Source organism: Stenotrophomonas sp. YJH_SMC_21 (genome assembly GCF_059369555.1).
On the sequence record NZ_JCAFSU010000019.1, the window covers coordinates 35,297 to 50,878 of the forward strand.

The 15,582-nt window shown below is 67.9% G+C and carries 16 protein-coding genes; 8 read left to right on the plus strand and 8 right to left on the minus strand.

Features of this window, described 5'->3' with window-relative positions; genetic code table 11:
- Positions 1–81: 81 nt before the first annotated feature.
- Positions 82–483 (plus strand): hypothetical protein, encoded by a 402-nt coding sequence (locus tag AC5P67_RS18305; RefSeq protein ID WP_099604730.1) that lies wholly within the window; start codon positions 82–84, stop codon positions 481–483.
- A gap of 199 nt (positions 484–682) precedes the next feature.
- Here the strand turns inward: AC5P67_RS18305 and AC5P67_RS18310 are convergent, their stop codons facing one another.
- A complete protein-coding gene (locus AC5P67_RS18310) occupies positions 683–1,390 on the minus strand; it encodes a YceI family protein (protein ID WP_005407837.1) in 708 nt (235 codons plus the stop codon).
- 86 nt (positions 1,391–1,476) lie between these two features.
- Entirely contained in the window at positions 1,477–2,067 is a 591-nt protein-coding gene (locus tag AC5P67_RS18315) for a malonic semialdehyde reductase (RefSeq protein ID WP_005407836.1), read from the minus strand.
- 126 nt (positions 2,068–2,193) lie between these two features.
- On the opposite strand from AC5P67_RS18315, the gene AC5P67_RS18320 reads away from it, so the two are divergent.
- From AC5P67_RS18320 to AC5P67_RS18345, 6 genes are all read left to right on the plus strand, one after another.
- Positions 2,194–3,153, plus strand: coding sequence for a mitochondrial fission ELM1 family protein (locus AC5P67_RS18320; protein WP_005407835.1), 960 nt, complete (start codon positions 2,194–2,196; stop codon positions 3,151–3,153).
- 153 nt (positions 3,154–3,306) lie between these two features.
- The gene (locus AC5P67_RS18325; protein WP_005407834.1) at positions 3,307–3,537 is read left to right on the plus strand and encodes a hypothetical protein; all 231 of its coding nucleotides are present in this window, start codon (positions 3,307–3,309) and stop codon (positions 3,535–3,537) included.
- A 48-nt stretch (positions 3,538–3,585) separates the two neighbouring features.
- Positions 3,586–4,437, plus strand: a complete 852-nt coding sequence (locus AC5P67_RS18330) for a DUF2145 domain-containing protein (RefSeq protein WP_043035713.1) — start codon at positions 3,586–3,588, stop codon at positions 4,435–4,437.
- A 19-nt stretch (positions 4,438–4,456) separates the two neighbouring features.
- Positions 4,457–4,951 carry a hypothetical protein gene (locus tag AC5P67_RS18335; protein ID WP_005407832.1) on the plus strand — a complete coding sequence of 165 codons (495 nt, stop codon included), beginning with the start codon at positions 4,457–4,459 and terminating at the stop codon, positions 4,949–4,951.
- Between the two features lie 32 nt (positions 4,952–4,983).
- Positions 4,984–5,496 carry a hypothetical protein gene (locus AC5P67_RS18340; RefSeq protein WP_012478963.1) on the plus strand — a complete coding sequence of 171 codons (513 nt, stop codon included), beginning with the start codon at positions 4,984–4,986 and terminating at the stop codon, positions 5,494–5,496.
- Between the two features lie 75 nt (positions 5,497–5,571).
- A complete protein-coding gene (locus AC5P67_RS18345) occupies positions 5,572–6,132 on the plus strand; it encodes a queuosine precursor transporter (protein WP_495215058.1) in 561 nt (186 codons plus the stop codon).
- A 570-nt stretch (positions 6,133–6,702) separates the two neighbouring features.
- On the opposite strand, the gene glnE is transcribed toward AC5P67_RS18345, so the two are convergent.
- On the minus strand, positions 6,703–9,498 hold the full coding sequence (gene glnE, locus AC5P67_RS18350) for a bifunctional [glutamate--ammonia ligase]-adenylyl-L-tyrosine phosphorylase/[glutamate--ammonia-ligase] adenylyltransferase (protein WP_111189096.1): 2,796 nt from the start codon (positions 9,496–9,498) through the stop codon (positions 6,703–6,705).
- A gap of 421 nt (positions 9,499–9,919) precedes the next feature.
- On the opposite strand from glnE, the gene scpC reads away from it, so the two are divergent.
- Positions 9,920–11,434 (plus strand): succinyl-CoA:acetate CoA-transferase ScpC, encoded by a 1,515-nt coding sequence (gene scpC, locus AC5P67_RS18355; RefSeq protein WP_043035710.1) that lies wholly within the window; start codon positions 9,920–9,922, stop codon positions 11,432–11,434.
- 110 nt (positions 11,435–11,544) lie between these two features.
- Here scpC and hglS read toward each other — a convergent pair whose 3' ends face one another.
- The 5 genes from hglS to AC5P67_RS18380 form a co-directional block, all read right to left on the minus strand.
- Positions 11,545–12,909 (minus strand): 2-oxoadipate dioxygenase/decarboxylase HglS, encoded by a 1,365-nt coding sequence (hglS, locus tag AC5P67_RS18360; protein ID WP_111193620.1) that lies wholly within the window; start codon positions 12,907–12,909, stop codon positions 11,545–11,547.
- A 165-nt stretch (positions 12,910–13,074) separates the two neighbouring features.
- Positions 13,075–13,563, minus strand: a complete 489-nt coding sequence (locus AC5P67_RS18365; RefSeq protein ID WP_111189098.1) for a hypothetical protein — start codon at positions 13,561–13,563, stop codon at positions 13,075–13,077.
- A gap of 31 nt (positions 13,564–13,594) precedes the next feature.
- A complete protein-coding gene (locus AC5P67_RS18370; protein ID WP_012478958.1) occupies positions 13,595–14,347 on the minus strand; it encodes an HAD family hydrolase in 753 nt (250 codons plus the stop codon).
- A gap of 84 nt (positions 14,348–14,431) precedes the next feature.
- Positions 14,432–14,848 (minus strand): EF-hand domain-containing protein, encoded by a 417-nt coding sequence (locus tag AC5P67_RS18375; RefSeq protein WP_049418551.1) that lies wholly within the window; start codon positions 14,846–14,848, stop codon positions 14,432–14,434.
- Between the two features lie 232 nt (positions 14,849–15,080).
- Positions 15,081–15,452, minus strand: coding sequence for a hypothetical protein (locus AC5P67_RS18380; protein WP_012478956.1), 372 nt, complete (start codon positions 15,450–15,452; stop codon positions 15,081–15,083).
- Positions 15,453–15,582 lie beyond the last annotated feature (130 nt).

Sequence of the window (15,582 nt, forward strand, 5' to 3'; positions counted from 1 at the left end):
CATGCGATTGCCGGCCGATTGCCGGCACGACCGAGCCGGCAATGCGACAATCGCGCTCTTTCCTGCAGCGACGAGGCCCACATGGCCAAACTGACCCTGGCCAGCGTGGATGCGCTGCGTACCCGCTTCGCCGATGACGCCGCCTGCGATGCGGCCCTGGCCGCCTTTGCCGACACCGCTGCACTGCGCGTACCGCTGCGCGAGCTGGTGGCGGCACAGCACCGTTACCTGCAGGCCGAATTCGAAGTGGCACAGGTGGCCGACGTGCTGCGCCGCGACCAGAAGTACGCGCCGGTGGGCCGCCCGTCGGTGCACATCGTGCAGCTGCGCAAGCAGCAGGCCGCGACCAAGCAGGCGGCGCTGATCGCACGCCAGGTGGTGGCGCAGGCCGCGCAGACCTTCGTTCGCGTGAGCGGGCTGGCAGTGAAGGCCAAGCAGAGCCCGAGCGAAGCGTGCGTGGCATGGTTGGGCGCGTTGCGCTGAGGGATCGTGCGGACCAACAGTCCGCACCCACCAGATGCAGGTTGGCGTCTACCGGGTAGTGCCGGCCGCTGGCCGGCAACCCCATCAGCATCGGGCACCCCGCATGCAGCCGGCCAGCGGCCGGCTCTACCGGCACCCAAAAAGAAGGCCCGCTTTTCAGCGGGCCTTCTGCCTTCTCACGACGAGTGAGCGGGGTGCATCAAGCCGCCGGCTTTTCGCCGGTGGCTTCGGTGGTGATGCGGATCTTCACTTCATCGCTGACGTTCGGGGCATACGCGCCGACGCCGAAATCGCTGCGCTTCAGGGTGGTGGTGGCATCGAAGCCGGCGGCCGGAACCTTGGCCATCGGGTGCTCGCCGCCGCCGTTGACGGTCACGTCCAGGGTGACCGGCTTGGTGATGCCCTTGATGGTCAGGTCACCGGTGACGGTCAGCTTGTTGGTGCCAGCGGCTTCCACCTTGGTGCTCTTGAAGGTGGCATCGGCGAACTTGGCGGCGTCGAAGAAGTCGGCGCTCTTCAGGTGCTCGTCGAACTTGGCGGTGAAGCTGTTCAGGCCGCTCAGCGGCAGCTTCACTTCCACGGTGGACTTGGTCACGTCTTCGGCGTTGTACACCAGGGTGCCTTCGACGTTGCCGAAGTGCGCGCTCGGGTTGGAGAAGCCGAAGTGGCTCCACTGGGCCAGCACGTCGGTGTGGGTCGGGTCCAGCTTGTAGGTGCCCGAGGCGATCTTGATCGCTTCGGCGGCCGGCGCGGCAGCGGCGGCATCGGCGGCCGGGGTGGCGGCCTGCTCGGTGGTGGCCGGGGCGGCGGCATCGGCAGCCGGGGCAGCGGTGTCGGCCGGCTTGGAGCAGGCGGCGATGGCCAGGGTCAGGGCCAGCGGCAGCAGCAGTTTACGGGTGGCGCTCATCTGAGGAACTCTCCGGATCGTAGGGTGGGTACACGGTGCAGCAAGAGCCTGCCACGGGACAGCAGGCCCGAAACCGATACAACGACTTACGCGATGCGCGCCGCTTCGTCGAACGACAGGCGCGGCAGACGCGGGAACAGGCCCGCCGGGTCACCGTAACCCAGGTTGACCAGGAAATTCGACTTGATCGAAGTGCCGGCGAAGAACGCTTCGTCCACCTTGGCCGGGTCGAAGCCCGACATCGGGCCGGCATCCAGGCCCAGCGCGCGTGCGGCCAGGATCAGGTAGGCGCCCTGCAGGCTGCCGTTGCGGAGGGCGGCTTCGTGGCGGCCTTCCTGCGGGCCGTCGAACCAGGCCTTGGCATCGGTGTGCGGGAACAGGTACGGCAGCTTCTCGTGGAAGTCCAGGTCGAAGCCGATGATGGCGGTGACCGGAGCGGCCATGGTCTTGTCGTGGTTGCCTTCGGACAGGGCCGGGGCCAGCTTGGCCTTGGCTTCCTTCGAGGTGACGAAGACGAAGCGGGCGGGCGTGGTGTTGGCGGCGGTCGGGCCCCACTTCACCAGGTCATACAGTTCCTGCAGCAGGCTGGCCGGGACCGGCTTGTCGAGGAAGGCGTTCTGGGTGCGGGCAGTACGGAACAGCTGGTCGAGGGCAGCAGCGTCGAGCGCGTGGGACATCGGTGGATCTCCAGGGCGGCTAAGGGAAGTCAGTGCCCGCGGGCGGCGCGGGGCGAAACGACGAGCCGCAGTGTAGAGTGTCGCGACTGTTGCAACACCCAGCAGGGCTGAAACGAATTAATGCCAATGGTGAAACGATCGAGCGCGCCATGGACGGTCACTGACGGCCGTGCGGGCAATGTCCGCCAAGCGGTCGCGCTGGCCTCGGCGCTGCGCCAGGGCACCCACCGACCGCTGGTCCTGCAGCCCCGCGCACCCTGGCGCTGGCTGTCGCCGCGGCGCCTGCCGGGTGATGTGAACGGCTATGGCGAGGCTTTCGCGTCATTGGCTGCCGAGGCCCCGGCGCTGGCGATCGGCTGTGGCCGCCAGGCCGCCGGCGCACTGCGCGTGCTGCGCGCACGTGGCAGCCAGGTGGTGCAGATCCTCGACCCGCGCATCGGCGCACGCCACTGGGATGTGGTGGTGGTGCCCGAACACGATGCCCTGCGTGGCAGCAACGTGCTGACCCTGCTCGGCAGCCTCAACCCGGTGGACGACGACTGGCTGGCCTGGGGCCGCGCCGCGTTCGCCGGCTTCAGTACCTTGCCCGGCCCGCGCACCGCGTTGCTTGTCGGTGGACCGACGCCGCTGGCGCCGTGGGATGAAACGGCGATGGTGGGCGTGTTCCAGGCGCTGGCCGGGCAGATCCGCAGCGAAGGCGGCAGCCTGCTGGCGACCACCTCGCGACGCACGCCGCCGGCGTTGGCCGAGATCCTGCGCGCGACGTTCGCCGACCTGCCGCATGTGATCTGGGGCGACGGCGGCGACGGTACGAATCCTTATGGCGGCCTGCTCGGCTGGGCCAACCGCGTGGTGGTCTCGCCCGATTCGGTGAACCTGCTGTCTGAAGCCTGCGCCACGCGCATGCCGGTGATGGTGGCGCTGGCCGATACCGCGCAAGGCCGGCTGGCGCGCTTCCAGCAGCAGCTGCGCGAGCGCGGGCGGCTGCAGGCGCATTGGCTGGACTGGCAGTACGACCGCATCGAACCACTGCGCGAGACCGCGCGGGTGGCCGCGGAAGTGAAACAGCGTCTGGCATTGGGGTAGTGCCGGCCGCTGGCCGGCAATGCTCTACGCGCTACCGAAGATCCTGACGTTGCCGGCCAGCGGCCGGCACTACCGGGTGCGCAGCGTTTTCTGAACATTTCGATCCGACTGTGCGGTTAGAGTCCAGCGTCCCCCATCACGCTGAACGTCTTCATGCGCACCCTGCTCCTGCTGCCCCTGGCCCTGCTCGCCGCCTGCTCCACCACGCCCACCGAGCTGGATCCGATCTCGTATCAATGCCAGCAGCAGCTGGACGCGTACCGCGAACAGCCGGCGCTGCGCGATCCGAAGACTGGTCAGCGCCCGCCGCTGCCGGTGGCCCCGATCAGCGACGCCTGCGACAAGGAACTCCAGCGCAAGGGCCTGGATCGCCCGCTGCGCTGACCGGCGTATGATCGGCGCGCGGGCCTGCCCGCCGTTGAAGGTATCGACATGGATCGTTTTTCCCGCCTGCCCCGCGCCGCGCTGCTGATCGCCAGCCTGCTGGCGACTGCACCGGCCTGGGCCAACAGCACCGAATGCCGCGAGCGCTACCCGAGCGTGGCCGCGCAGGCGGCGATGCTGGACGTGGCCTGGACCACCGCCGAGCGTCTCGATGCGCTGCCCGATGTGGACGTGGTGGTCGCCGCGCGCGGTGGCCAGGACCTCAGCCGATACGGCCTGCGCCACAGCCACCTGGCCTTCCTGCTGCGCGAGGACGACGGCCGCTGGCGCGCGATGCACCTGCTCAACCGCTGCAAGACCGACAGCTCGCAGCTGTACCACGAGGGCCTGGGCAACTTCGTCGGCGAGAGCGGCGGCCATACCGACCTGCGCATCGGCGTGCCGTCGGCGCCGCTGCGTGCTGCATTGAAGGCGATGCTGGTGTCGCCGTCGATCCAGCCCAAGGCGCTGCACGAGACCAGGTACAACGTGGTCGCCTACCCGTTCGCCACCGACTACCAGAACTCCAACCAGTGGGTACTGGAGGTGCTGGGCGCGGCGATGGCGCAGGCCGATGGCGCACCGGCCATCGTCAAGCGCGAACAGGCCCAGCAATGGCTGCGCCAGCAGAAGTACCAGCCCAGCGTGCTGCATATCGGCCTGGGCAAGCGCGTGGGTGCACGCCTGTTCATTGCAAACGCCACCACCACCGACCACCCCGCCGGCGAACGCATTTCCGGCAACTATTCGGTGGTGACGGTGGAATCGGTGTTCGACTTCCTGCACCAGCGCAGCCAGCTGCAGCAGGAACTGGTGATCCCCCATGTGCCGGTGGCCGGTGCTGCTGCCGCCACGCCCTGAATCCCGCGAGGAGAACGACATGCGTCCGCTGCCTGTTTCCCTGATGTCGATGGTGATCATTGCCGGCCTGCTCGGCGCGAACACCGCCCATGCCGAACGCCGCATCATCATCCTGCAGGACCCGGGTCCGCAGGGGCCGAGCCTGGAAATGTCCGCGCCCCTGGTGGCTTCCGCGCGCGCCGCCGCTGCCAAGGAAGCCCGGGATGCCGGGCTGCCGCCCGGCCACGGCGCATCGGTGAAGCTGCCGCAGATGCAGGTGAGCGCCATCGCCACCACCGTCGACGGCCGCCGCGAAGTACTGCTGCGTGATGCCAACAACCCGCAGAACACCGCGTCGATGCAGTGGCCGAAGCGCCCCGGCGATCCCGCCGTGCAGTTCACCGTGGGACAGACCGTGAACTTCGAGCCGACCGGCACCGACCAGGGCTGGCAGGTGAAGGACAACCAGGGCCGCCCACTGGAATACCTTCCCGAGGCCACCGGCCCGCGCGACATTTTCGATACCCGGCGCTGAGCCGCCGCCCCCACGTTGACCAGGAGGTCTCCATGTTCCGTTGCCTGCGCATTCCCGCGTCCGCCCTGCTGCTCTCGGCGCTGCTGGTGCCCACTGTCCATGCTGGCGCCGCGCCGCAGTTGAACAGCAGCGAGGCCAGCGTGATCGTGACGTCGTTCGTGGTGCTGTCGTTGCCACTGGCGGCCTCGATGGGCTTGTCCGAACTGTCCAAGGCGCCGTTCAAGGCCAGCGAACGCAACGGCCGGGCCACGCGCACCAAGGCAGTGCCGCTGCCGCCGATGGAGGTGAAGAAGGTGGAGACCACGCCGGAGGGCGAGCGCCAGGTACAGCTGCAGGTGCCGGACAAAGCCGACCAGACCGCCACCCTGCGCTGGCCGGCGCGCGTGCATCAAGACCAGGCGGCAGGCTTCGTGGTCGGCCAGCAGGTGCACTTCGACCCCACCGAAGCCGGTGCCGGCTGGACCGTGAAAAGCGCGCAGGGCCAGGCACTGGCTTACGTGCCCACCGCCTACGCCGCTGGCGACGTGTTGAGCGAAGCGCTGTAAAGCTGAACGAGTGGTTTTGGCTTTGCCGCGGGCCGGGCGGATAATGGGCGATCCCCTTTGTCCCCCTGGCTCGCCATGTCCGTGCGTCCTGCCCCTCTTTTTGCCCCGCTGACCCCGCGCGCCCTGGTGCTGGCGGTACTGGCGATGGGCGCGGTGGTGCTGCTGTCCAACGTACTGGTGCAGTACCCGATCAACGATTGGCTGACCTGGGGTGCCTTCAGCTATCCAGTCGCGTTCCTGGTCAGCAACCTGATCAACCGCCGCTTCGGCCCGGGCCCGGCGCGCCGCGTGGCGTGGATCGGCTTCCTGGTGGCGGTGGTGTTGTCGGTGTGGGTGGCCACGCCGCGCATCGCCATTGCCTCGTGCTCGGCCTTCATCGTGGCGCAGCTGCTGGACATCACCGTGTTCGACCGCCTGCGTCGTGGCAGCTGGTGGCGCGCACCGATGGTGGCCACCACCTGCAGCGCGACGGTGGATACCACCATTTTCTGGTCGATCGCGTTTGCTGGTTCCACCCTGCCGTGGGTGAGCTGGGCCGCCGGCGACCTGGCGGTGAAGCTGGCGATCGGCGTGTGCCTGCTGGTCCCGTTCCGCGCGTTGTTGTGGAAGATGGCGCCACTGCGGGCCACCAGCTGACCGCACATGCTCTGGTGGGTGCCGACCTTGGTTGGCACGCTCCATCGGAGTTCATTACCGCTGGCGGATTGTGCCGACCAACGGTCGGCACCTACCAGGAGCGGGCATCGCAGGGCCATTGATCCGGTGGGTGCCGACCGTTGGTCGGCACGCCCTGCAGAACTCATTGCTGCCGACAGATTGTGCCGACCAACGGTCGGCACCTACCAGAGCGGGCATCGCAGGGCCATTGATCCGGTGGGTGCCGACCATTGGTCGGCACCCCCTGCAGAACTCATCGCTGCCGACAGATTGTGCCGACCAACGGTCGGCACATACCAGGAGCGGGCATCGCAGGGCCATTGATTCGGTGGGTGCCGACCGTTGGTCGGCACGCCCTGCAGAACTCATCGCTGCCGACAGATTGTGCCGACCAACGGTCGGCACCTGCCAGGAGCGGGCATCGCAGGGCCATTGATTCGGTGGGTGCCGACCGTGGGTCGGCACGCCCTGCAGAACTCATCGCTGCCGACAGATTGTGCCGACCAACGGTCCGCACCCACCCAAAGTGGTTGCAGCATTTGCCCCCGCTCAGGCGAACGGCAGCTCCGCGGCTCTGCACGCTGCCGTAATCGCGGCACACGCCTCTTCAATCGCAGGCGTGGTCGGCGCCAACCGCGGGCGCCGGTCCAGCGTGCAGGCCAGGCCTACGTCCAGCAGCGTGGCATGTGCCCCATGCAGTGCATGCGCGGTGGCATCGGGAAAGAAACCGGCCACCGCCAACGCATCGATCAACGACGGTGTATCGCGCGGCTGCAGCAGCACCGCATGCTGCGCACTGCGCGCCAGCACGCCGGTCTGCAGCAGGAACTCCAGGTCCACCACGCCGCCGGCACCCTGCTTCAGGTCCAGTCGTGCGGCATCGCTGCGGTCCAGTTCGGTGCGCATGCGGCCGCGCATCTTCAGCACGTCCGCATACAGCACACCCGTGTCGCGCTCACGCCCAAGCGTTTGTGCACGCACCTGCTCGAAGTCGGCCAGCAGGCTGGCATCGCCGGCCACGCCACGCGCGCGCACCAGCGCCTGGTGTTCCCAGGTCCACGCGCGTTCGCGCTGGTATTCGGTGTAGCTGGCCAGCGAAGACACCAGCGAACCCTTGCCACCGTCCGGGCGCAGGCGCACGTCGATGTCGTACAGGCGCCCGGCAGCTGTGACTGCACCGAGCAGCGCCATCACCTTCTGCGCCAGGCGCGCATACCAGCGGCCCGGCTCCAGCGGCCGTGCGCCGTCGCTGGCGTCCAGGCCCGCCGGGTTGTCGTGCAGGAACACCAGGTCCAGGTCGGAACCGAAGCCCAGTTCAAGCCCACCCAGGCTGCCGTAGCCGATGATCGCGAAGCGCCCACCGGGAATTCCGCCGTGTGCGGCATGCATGTCCGCTTCGGCCATCGCCAGCACGGTGACCACCACCGCCTGCGCCAGCTCGGCCAGTTGCCGGGTGCTGTCCACCGCGCCTTGGCGCCCGTCCAGCGTAGCCATCGCCATGCGGAAGCTGAGCGCCAGCCGCGTTTCGTTGAGCCAGCGCAGCGCGGATTCGGGATCTTCCACCACCAGCACCTGCTGGCACTCGGCCAGCATGCCGGCGGCATCCGGCATCGGACCGGACACGCGTACGTCCAGCAGTTCGTCCAACAGTAGCGGATACGCCGCCAGGCGCTCGGCCAGCAGCGCGCTGCGCGCCAGCACATCGACCAGCCGCGCCAACGCGCTGGGTTGCTCGTCCAGCAGCGCGAGATAGCTGGTCCGGCGCAGCACCGCCTGCAGCAGGCCAAGCACACGCTTGAGCGCGGCGTCGGGTTGTGGCGAGCGCGTGGCCGCATGCAGCAGTGCCGGCAGCACGCGATCCAGCCGCGCACGCGCGGCATCGGACAAGGACTTCACGCCGGTGCCCTGGGCGAAATCGCGCAGTGACTGGTCTGCGCCGTTGGCATCGAGGAAGCCGGCTTCGGCCAGCAGTGGTGCGTTGCTGCCTTCGGGCAGGCTGCGCCAGTAGTTGGCCAGCGCGTCGGGCGCGGCCTGGCCCTTGCGCGGCGCCAGCAGCGCGGCGAATTCAGTACTGACCCGCTGCTGCTGTTCGGCCAACGCCGCGCGCAGCACGTCCCAGTCCGCATAGCCGAGGCCGACGGCGATGCGTTCGCGGTCCAGCGCGTCACTGGGCAGTACGTGGGTCTGCGCGTCGCGCAGCATCTGCAAGCGGTTCTCCAGCCGGCGCAGGAACAGGTAAGCCTCGCGCAGTGCGGCGCCATCCTCGGGCGCGATCTGTCCGGCGGCGACCAGTGCATCCAGCGCCACCAGCAGGCGACGCTCGCGCAGTGCCGGTTCACGGCCACCGCGGATCAGCTGCAACGCCTGGCACAGGAATTCGATTTCGCGGATGCCACCGGCGCCACGCTTGATGTCCTCGTGCAACTCGCGGCGCGCGACCTCGGCGGTGATCGCCGCCTTCATTTCGCGCAGGCCATCGAGCGCGGTGAAATCGAGGTAGCGGCGGTACACGAACGGGCGCAGGGTCTGCAGCCACGCTTCACCGGCGGCGATGTCGCCGGCCACCGCGCGCGCCTTCAGCCACGCGTAGCGTTCCCAGTCGCGGCCCTCGCGCTGGAAATACTGGTCCATCGCCGCGAACGACAGCGCGACGCGGCCGGCGCTGCCGAACGGGCGCAGGCGCAGGTCGACACGGTGGCTGAAGCCATCGACGGTGGTTTCGTCCAGCAGCTTGGCCAGGCGCTGGCCGAGGCGGGCGAAATACTCTTCGGCGGCCAGCGCGCGCGGGCCATCGGATTCGCCGCCGTGCGGATAGGCGTAGACCAGATCGATATCGGAACTGAAGTTGAGCTCGCCGCCGCCCAGCTTGCCGAGGCCGAACACGACCAGCTGCTGCGGCGTGCCTTGGTCATCGGCGATGACGCCATGGCGCTGGGCGAATTCCTGCTGCAGGGCCTCCAGCGCCAGCCGCAGGCAGTCTTCGGCCAGGGTGGTGGCGCCGGCCAGGGTCTGCGCCACGTCGTCCAGCCCGGCAAGGTCGCGCCAGATCAGCCGTGTGGACATCGCCGCACGCCAGCGCCGCAGCTGTGCCGGCCAGTCGCTGGGCTGCAGTGGGTCGAGCACCGGCGCCGGGATCGGCGGGCAGCCGGGCGCGGCCAGCTGCGCCAGCAGCGCCGGTTGCCGCACCAGGGTGTCCAGCGCGAAGTCGCTGGTCACCGCCAGGCGGGTCAGCAACGGCAGCAGGTCGGCCGGGATGGGCTCTGGCAGGACTTGAGCCAGACGCGCCAGGGCGCGGTCGACAAGAGGCTGCAGGGAGACGGGCAGATCAGCGGGGGCGAGGGTCATGCACTGATTGTATCGACCCGGCCGGGGCGCAACGGACCCGGTAGTGCCGGCCGCTGGCCGGCAACCCCGGTAACCTTCGGCAGCATCATCGGATCTGCCGGCCAGCGGCCGGCACTACCAAGTCAACGGATCTGCCGGTTAGCGGCCGGCATTACCAACAATGGAGGCCGCGTATTCATACTGGGCGACAGGCAATAAAAAAGCCCGCTTGCAGCGAACTGCCAGCGGGCTCTGCTCCCTCCCCCACGTCGGGATGCAGGGCCATCGTGCGGGCTGCGAAAGCACTTTGCACGCTGCACTGCAAAACAAAACCGACGGGTTTGGGTGAGCCCCTGGGGAAAAGCCATTCCACGAAGGTAGAACCCCCCGTACGGATGAGGATGGCCGATAATCGGAATTCCCCCCAGCAACACGTGTCGTCATGTCTGTTGATCGCATCGCCAACGCGCGTCTCCGTGACCGCGTGGTCTCCGCAGAGGCCGCAGCCGCGCTGATCCAGCCCGGTGAAACCGTGGCCATGAGCGGCTTTACCGGCTCCGGGTATCCCAAGGCCGTTCCCGTCGAACTGGCCCGCCGCATCGAAGCGGTGCATGCCCAGGGCAACCCTTTCCAGATCAAGCTGATGACCGGCGCCTCCACCGCGCCGGAACTCGATGGCGCGCTGGCCAAGGCCGATGGCATCGCCATGCGCATGCCGTTCCAGAGCGACCCGGATGCGCGCAACCGCATCAACGAGGGCAAGCTGGACTACATCGACATCCACCTCAGCCACGTTGCCCAGCACGTGTGGTTCGGCTTCTACGGCGAGATCGATACCGCCGTGATCGAAGTCTCGGCCATCCGCGAGGACGGCTCGCTGGTGCCTTCCACCTCGGTCGGCAACAACAAGACCTGGCTGGACCTGGCGAAGAAGGTGATCGTCGAGGTCAACGAATGGCAGCCGGCCGGCGTCGACGGCATGCATGACATTTACTACGGCACCGCGCTGCCGCCGCACCGCAAGCCGATTCCGCTGGTGAACGCCAACGACCGCATCGGCGACACCGCACTGCGCTGCGACCCGGACAAGATCGTGGCCGTGGTGCGCACCAACGGCCCGGACCGCAACAGCCCGTTCAGCCCGATCGATGCGACCAGCGAGCAGATCGCTTCGCACCTGATCGAGTTCCTCAAGCATGAGGTGAAGAAGGGCCGCCTGCCGCCGAACCTGCTGCCGCTGCAGTCGGGCGTGGGCAACATTCCCAATGCGGTGCTGGCCGGCCTGGCCAAGAGCGGTTTCCGCGACCTAGCCGCGTTCACCGAAGTGATCCAGGACGGCATGCTCGACCTGCTGCGTGATGGCGTGCTGAGCTACGCTTCGTGCACCGGCTTCGCGCTGAGCCCGCAGGCCAACGAGACGTTCAAGGAGAACATCGATTTCTACCGCGAGCGCATCATCATGCGCACGCAGGAAATCTCCAACCATCCGGAACTGGTGCGCCGCCTGGGCTGCATCGGCATGAACGGCATGATCGAGGTGGACATCTACGGCAACGTCAATTCGACGCACGTGATGGGCACGCGGATCATGAACGGCATCGGCGGTTCCGGTGACTTCGCCCGCAACGGTTTCCTGTCGGCGTTCCTGAGCCCGTCCACCGCGAAGAACGGCACCATTTCGGCGATCGTGCCGATGGCCAGCCATGTCGACCACACCGAGCACGACGTGTCGGTGATCGTCACCGAACAGGGCCTGGCCGACCTGCGTGGCCTGACCCCGCGCAAGCGCGCGCAGGTGCTGATCGACAACTGCGCGCATCCGGATTTCCGCGCGCAGCTGCAGGATTACTTCGACCGCGCCAGCCGCGAGAGCTACGGCAAGCACACCCCGCACCTGCTGCCGGAAGCGCTGTCGTGGCACCAGCGCTGGCTGGATACGGGCACGATGAAGGGCTGACCCCAGGTCCGGACATCGGGTAGAGCCGGGCGCTGGCCGGCTTCCCCTACAGCCGGCCAGCGGCCGGCTCTACCTCACGCGGTGCGCCCGGCCAGCGGCCGGCTCTACCTTCACGCGGTGCGCAGCGCCGCCAGCGACTCAGCCTGCAGCCGCTCGTAGATCTCGAACTCGTCATTCACCGCCACGCCCAGCGCCTGCTCGAAGGCCTCGCGGTTGGCATGTGCGGCATAGGCGCGCTGTTCTTCACCACCCAGGTTCGACTGGAAGATGCCCGCGGCACTGACCGGCAGGAAATCCTCATAGACGATCGGGTCGGCCGTGGCCAGGCCGGCGGCCACCAGCACTTCAGCCGGCAGATCCGCCACGCGCTCGGGCGCGGCACGGCCGGCGTCGGTCAGCTGGTAGCGGTAATAGCCCAGTCCTTCCTGGCGCAGCGTGTCATGGTCATCCGGGAAGCTGGCGAACACCGCCTGCAGGCGCTGGCCGTAGTCGCCGCCGGTGCTGCCTTCGCCACCGGCATCGCGGGCCTGCGACAACAGCTGGTCGTACAGCGCGCGGCCCTTCGGGGTCAGCGCAAGGCCGCGCTGTTCGATCTCGCCGAAGCGCGCGGTGTGGGTGCCGGCATCGCCGCCTTCGCCGCCCGGGAAATGCACGGCCTCTTCCAGTGCCTTGAAGCTGGTCTGGCGCAGCAGGATCGGGCAGGCGCGGCGCGGCGGGCCCTCGATCACCGCCTTGGCCGCCATGCCGTGTTCGATCATCGCCGCCTGCGCAGCGTCGATGTCCAGCGTGCGCGGGGTCAGGTGATTGATGTGCGGGCCACGGAAACTGACCACGTCGGCCACCAGGCGGTGCGCGTTGTGCAGCGCGTGGTAGGTCGGCAGGTCGACCGTGGCATCGCCGTGCCAGCGGAAGGTTTCCAGTGCTTCCTCGACGAAGCGCTCGGCATCGGCCTGCGCCAGGCCACCGTCACGCTCGGCCTGGTCGATCAGCGCCAGGGCGCCCTCGGTGAAGATGCGGCGGTGTTCGAGGATGCGCGCGGACTCGGCACGCAGCGCTTCGTCTTCGATCAGCTCCAGGCGCAGCAGCGAGGTGAACACGCGGAACGGATTCTGTGCCAGCGCGGCGCCGGTGAGCGGGCGGAACGCGGTGGAATGCACCGGCACGCCCGCGACCGACAGGTCGTAGTAGCCGACCGGGTACATGCCCATCACCGCGAACAGGCGGCGCAGCGTGGCCAGTTCCTGCACGGTGCCCACGCGGATCGCGCCATGGCGTTCTTCATCCAGGCGCGCGCGCTCGTCGTTGCGCTGCAACTGCGCGGCCAGAGCGGGGTCCTGCGCCAGCACCTGCGCGTTGATCCGCTCCACCAGTTCCACCAGCGTGCCGTACAGCGGCACTTCGGTGCGGTACATGCGGGACATGGCCTGTGCGAACAGGCGGCGGATCACATCAGGCGAAACCAAAGAGGCGCTCATCAGTCACTCGATTACGGGAACGGGGGAACAGCTCGGACCCGTATTGTCGCCGGAGCGCGGGGCGGCGGCGATATGCAGAGCAACATGAAACAGATCGGTAGTGCCGGCCGCTGGCCGGCATCCGCTGCGAGCGGGTATCCCCAGGTTGCCGGCCAGCGGCCGGCACTACCGCTTCAACTGGCGCTTCAGGGTGGCATCCAGGGTGATCGGCCGGTCCCAGTGCTGGTAGCTGGCCACGATGGCGTGGCGCACGGCCCGGTAATGCAGGTTGTCCGGCTTGGTGGACATCCGCTTCACCACCGCTTCCCAGCCGCCGTCCGGGTCCTGGCTGAAGGCGCGCACGCTGTCGCGGCAGGTCTGGCCGCTGGCCTTGGCCCAGAAGCAGGCGAAGTAGATGTCCCCGGCCTGCCAGCCATGGGTGGTGAACAGCGCGCTGATGTAGCCACGGGGCACATCGGCATAGCGCGATACCTCATCGAGAAAGGCATCCGGGTAGCGTTCGGCGTAATGGTTGATGTCCTGCAGCTGGGCATCAACCCAGCTGTCGCCGGTTGCCACCTCATACGCAGCCGAACGCTCGGCGGTCTGCTGGGCCAGCACGGTGGCCGGCGCCAGCAGCAGGGACAACAGCAACACGCGCAGTCGGTAATTCATGCCCCGATTCTGCCGCAGCCGCCGGGCCCTGTCAGGCCGCCGCAGCGGCCTTGGCTTCGATCGCCGCCAGTGCGGCCGGCCAGTCGTGGGCGGTGTCGGCGGTGACCATGCGCGGTTCATCATCGGCGACGCCGTGCTGGGTCTCGTGGGCCCAGGTCACTGCGTACGGGGTATGCACGCCCCAGCCTCCCAGGGTAACCACCGGCTCGATGTCCGAACGCAGCGAGTTGCCGACCATCACGAAGCGCTGCATGGGCAGGTCGAATTCGGCCAGCACGCGGGCGTAGGTTTCCGGGTCCTTCTCCGAGACGATCTCGATGCGCGGGAACAGCTCGCCCAGGTTGGCGACCTTGATCTTCGCTTCCTGGTGGAACAGGTCGCCCTTGGTGATCAGCACCACCGGGTAGTGCTCGGCGATGGCCGCCACCGCTTCGCGCACACCGTCGATCAGTTCGACCGGGTGGCGCAGGGTGTCGTGGCCGATATCCAGGATGCGCTGGATGTCCTTCGCTTCGATGCGCTGCCCGGTGATGTCGATGGCCGCTTCGATCATCGACAGCGTCATGCTCTTCACGCCGTAGCCGAAGGTGCCCAGGTGGCGCTGCTGCACTTCCAGCAGGTGGCGCGCAGTCTGGGTGTCGTGCACGTCGACGTAGCGCGACAGCAGGTCAAGGTAGTCCTGCTCGGCCTTGCGGTAGTAGTCCTCGCTCTTCCACAGCGTATCGTCACCGTCAAAACCGACCAGGCCGATGGCGCGCGACGGCGCAGGCGTGGAGGTGTTCATCGCGCAAGGATACAGGGGCCGTGGTGACGAAAAAAACCCGGGCGGCCGAAGCCGCCCGGGTTCCCATACGCCCCGATACAGGTCTTACCTGCCCTGCGCACCCTGCGCTGCGCCGCCGGCGCCGGCCTGCTGGGCGGCCACATAGGCCTTGTACTCATCGGCGCTCAGCTCGCCGTCCTTGTTGGTATCAGCCTGGTCGAACACCTGGGCCAGGCCCGCGTTCACCTGCGCCTCGGTCTTGCTGATGGTGCCGTTGCCATCGGTATCGATGCTGGCCCAGGTCTGGCCACCGCCGTTGGCCTGCGCCGATGCGGCTGCGGCAGCGTCGGTCGCCTGGTCGGCGGCCTGGCCGGCCTGTGCAGCCGCCTGCTGGGCCTGTGCGGCCTCGTTCTGCGCATGCGCCGCCTGCTGCTTGGCCGACTGGGCCATCGCCGGAATGGCCAGCACGCTGCCAGCGGCGACGATCAGGGCGATCAGGGGCTTGCGGTTGCGAATAGTCATCAGGGGTGTCTCCTGCCAATTGGGTGGTGTTGCGCGGCGTGTTGTCTCCGCACGGCACCTACCCTGCCACCCCGTTTCTGAATCGATTTTGCCCCGCGACCGGCGTCAACACGCACCATTAACCACTCGCCCCCGCGCATGCATTAGCACGGTGGTTAGCAGCAAGTGAGCAGCTCATAAGATGCGCATTCAGCGCTGCCGGATTTAACCGGCAACCAACGAAAAACCTGCGTCAGTCGACGGTTTTTTCCGATGACCGCGAACTGAACAACACCCACCCCAGCGCAACACCGGCGAGCGCACCGGCGATTTCCAGCACCACGCGGCTGCCGAGTTCGTTCGGATCGTGGATGGTGGCCAGGAACAGGCGCGCGTACAGCGGCGACTCCAGCCGCACGATGCCCATGTAGAACAGCTTCCATGCATCGATGCCGGCGGAGATGATCACGGCGATGACACAGGACCACCCGATCGCGTGACCCGCGGTCCAGTGCAGGAGCCGGCACAGCTGCGACCACAGGAAGTACACCAGCAGCCCGACCAGCAGGGCGATGGCGCCGGCTTCCAGGGTACCGAGCAGGCCGAAGTGCAGGGGAAGGTTCATCGGGTGGGCAGGGATGAAGAGGCGGCCAGTGTAAGGGATCTGCCCCGGACCCAATCCGGTAGCCCCAGTAGATCCACGCCATGCGTGGATGAATCTGCATCGAGATCGAGTATCTCGACGATTGAACAAG

Bases quoted from the DNA above. Each gene is read 5' to 3' on its own strand.
- glnE (WP_111189096.1), bottom strand. From the start codon at position 9,498: ATGACCCTCGCCCCCGCTGATCTGCCCGTCTCCCTGCAGCCTCTTGTC.
- AC5P67_RS18305 (WP_099604730.1), top strand. From the start codon at position 82: ATGGCCAAACTGACCCTGGCCAGCGTGGATGCGCTGCGTACCCGCTTC.
- AC5P67_RS18330 (WP_043035713.1), top strand. From the start codon at position 3,586: ATGGATCGTTTTTCCCGCCTGCCCCGCGCCGCGCTGCTGATCGCCAGC.
- AC5P67_RS18310 (WP_005407837.1), bottom strand. From the start codon at position 1,390: ATGAGCGCCACCCGTAAACTGCTGCTGCCGCTGGCCCTGACCCTGGCC.
- AC5P67_RS18370 (WP_012478958.1), bottom strand. From the start codon at position 14,347: ATGAACACCTCCACGCCTGCGCCGTCGCGCGCCATCGGCCTGGTCGGT.
- AC5P67_RS18345 (WP_495215058.1), top strand. From the start codon at position 5,572: ATGTCCGTGCGTCCTGCCCCTCTTTTTGCCCCGCTGACCCCGCGCGCC.
- AC5P67_RS18375 (WP_049418551.1), bottom strand. From the start codon at position 14,848: ATGACTATTCGCAACCGCAAGCCCCTGATCGCCCTGATCGTCGCCGCT.
- AC5P67_RS18335 (WP_005407832.1), top strand. From the start codon at position 4,457: ATGCGTCCGCTGCCTGTTTCCCTGATGTCGATGGTGATCATTGCCGGC.
- hglS (WP_111193620.1), bottom strand. From the start codon at position 12,909: ATGAGCGCCTCTTTGGTTTCGCCTGATGTGATCCGCCGCCTGTTCGCA.
- scpC (WP_043035710.1), top strand. From the start codon at position 9,920: ATGTCTGTTGATCGCATCGCCAACGCGCGTCTCCGTGACCGCGTGGTC.
- AC5P67_RS18340 (WP_012478963.1), top strand. From the start codon at position 4,984: ATGTTCCGTTGCCTGCGCATTCCCGCGTCCGCCCTGCTGCTCTCGGCG.
- AC5P67_RS18320 (WP_005407835.1), top strand. From the start codon at position 2,194: ATGGTGAAACGATCGAGCGCGCCATGGACGGTCACTGACGGCCGTGCG.
- AC5P67_RS18365 (WP_111189098.1), bottom strand. From the start codon at position 13,563: ATGAATTACCGACTGCGCGTGTTGCTGTTGTCCCTGCTGCTGGCGCCG.
- AC5P67_RS18325 (WP_005407834.1), top strand. From the start codon at position 3,307: ATGCGCACCCTGCTCCTGCTGCCCCTGGCCCTGCTCGCCGCCTGCTCC.
- AC5P67_RS18380 (WP_012478956.1), bottom strand. From the start codon at position 15,452: ATGAACCTTCCCCTGCACTTCGGCCTGCTCGGTACCCTGGAAGCCGGC.
- AC5P67_RS18315 (WP_005407836.1), bottom strand. From the start codon at position 2,067: ATGTCCCACGCGCTCGACGCTGCTGCCCTCGACCAGCTGTTCCGTACT.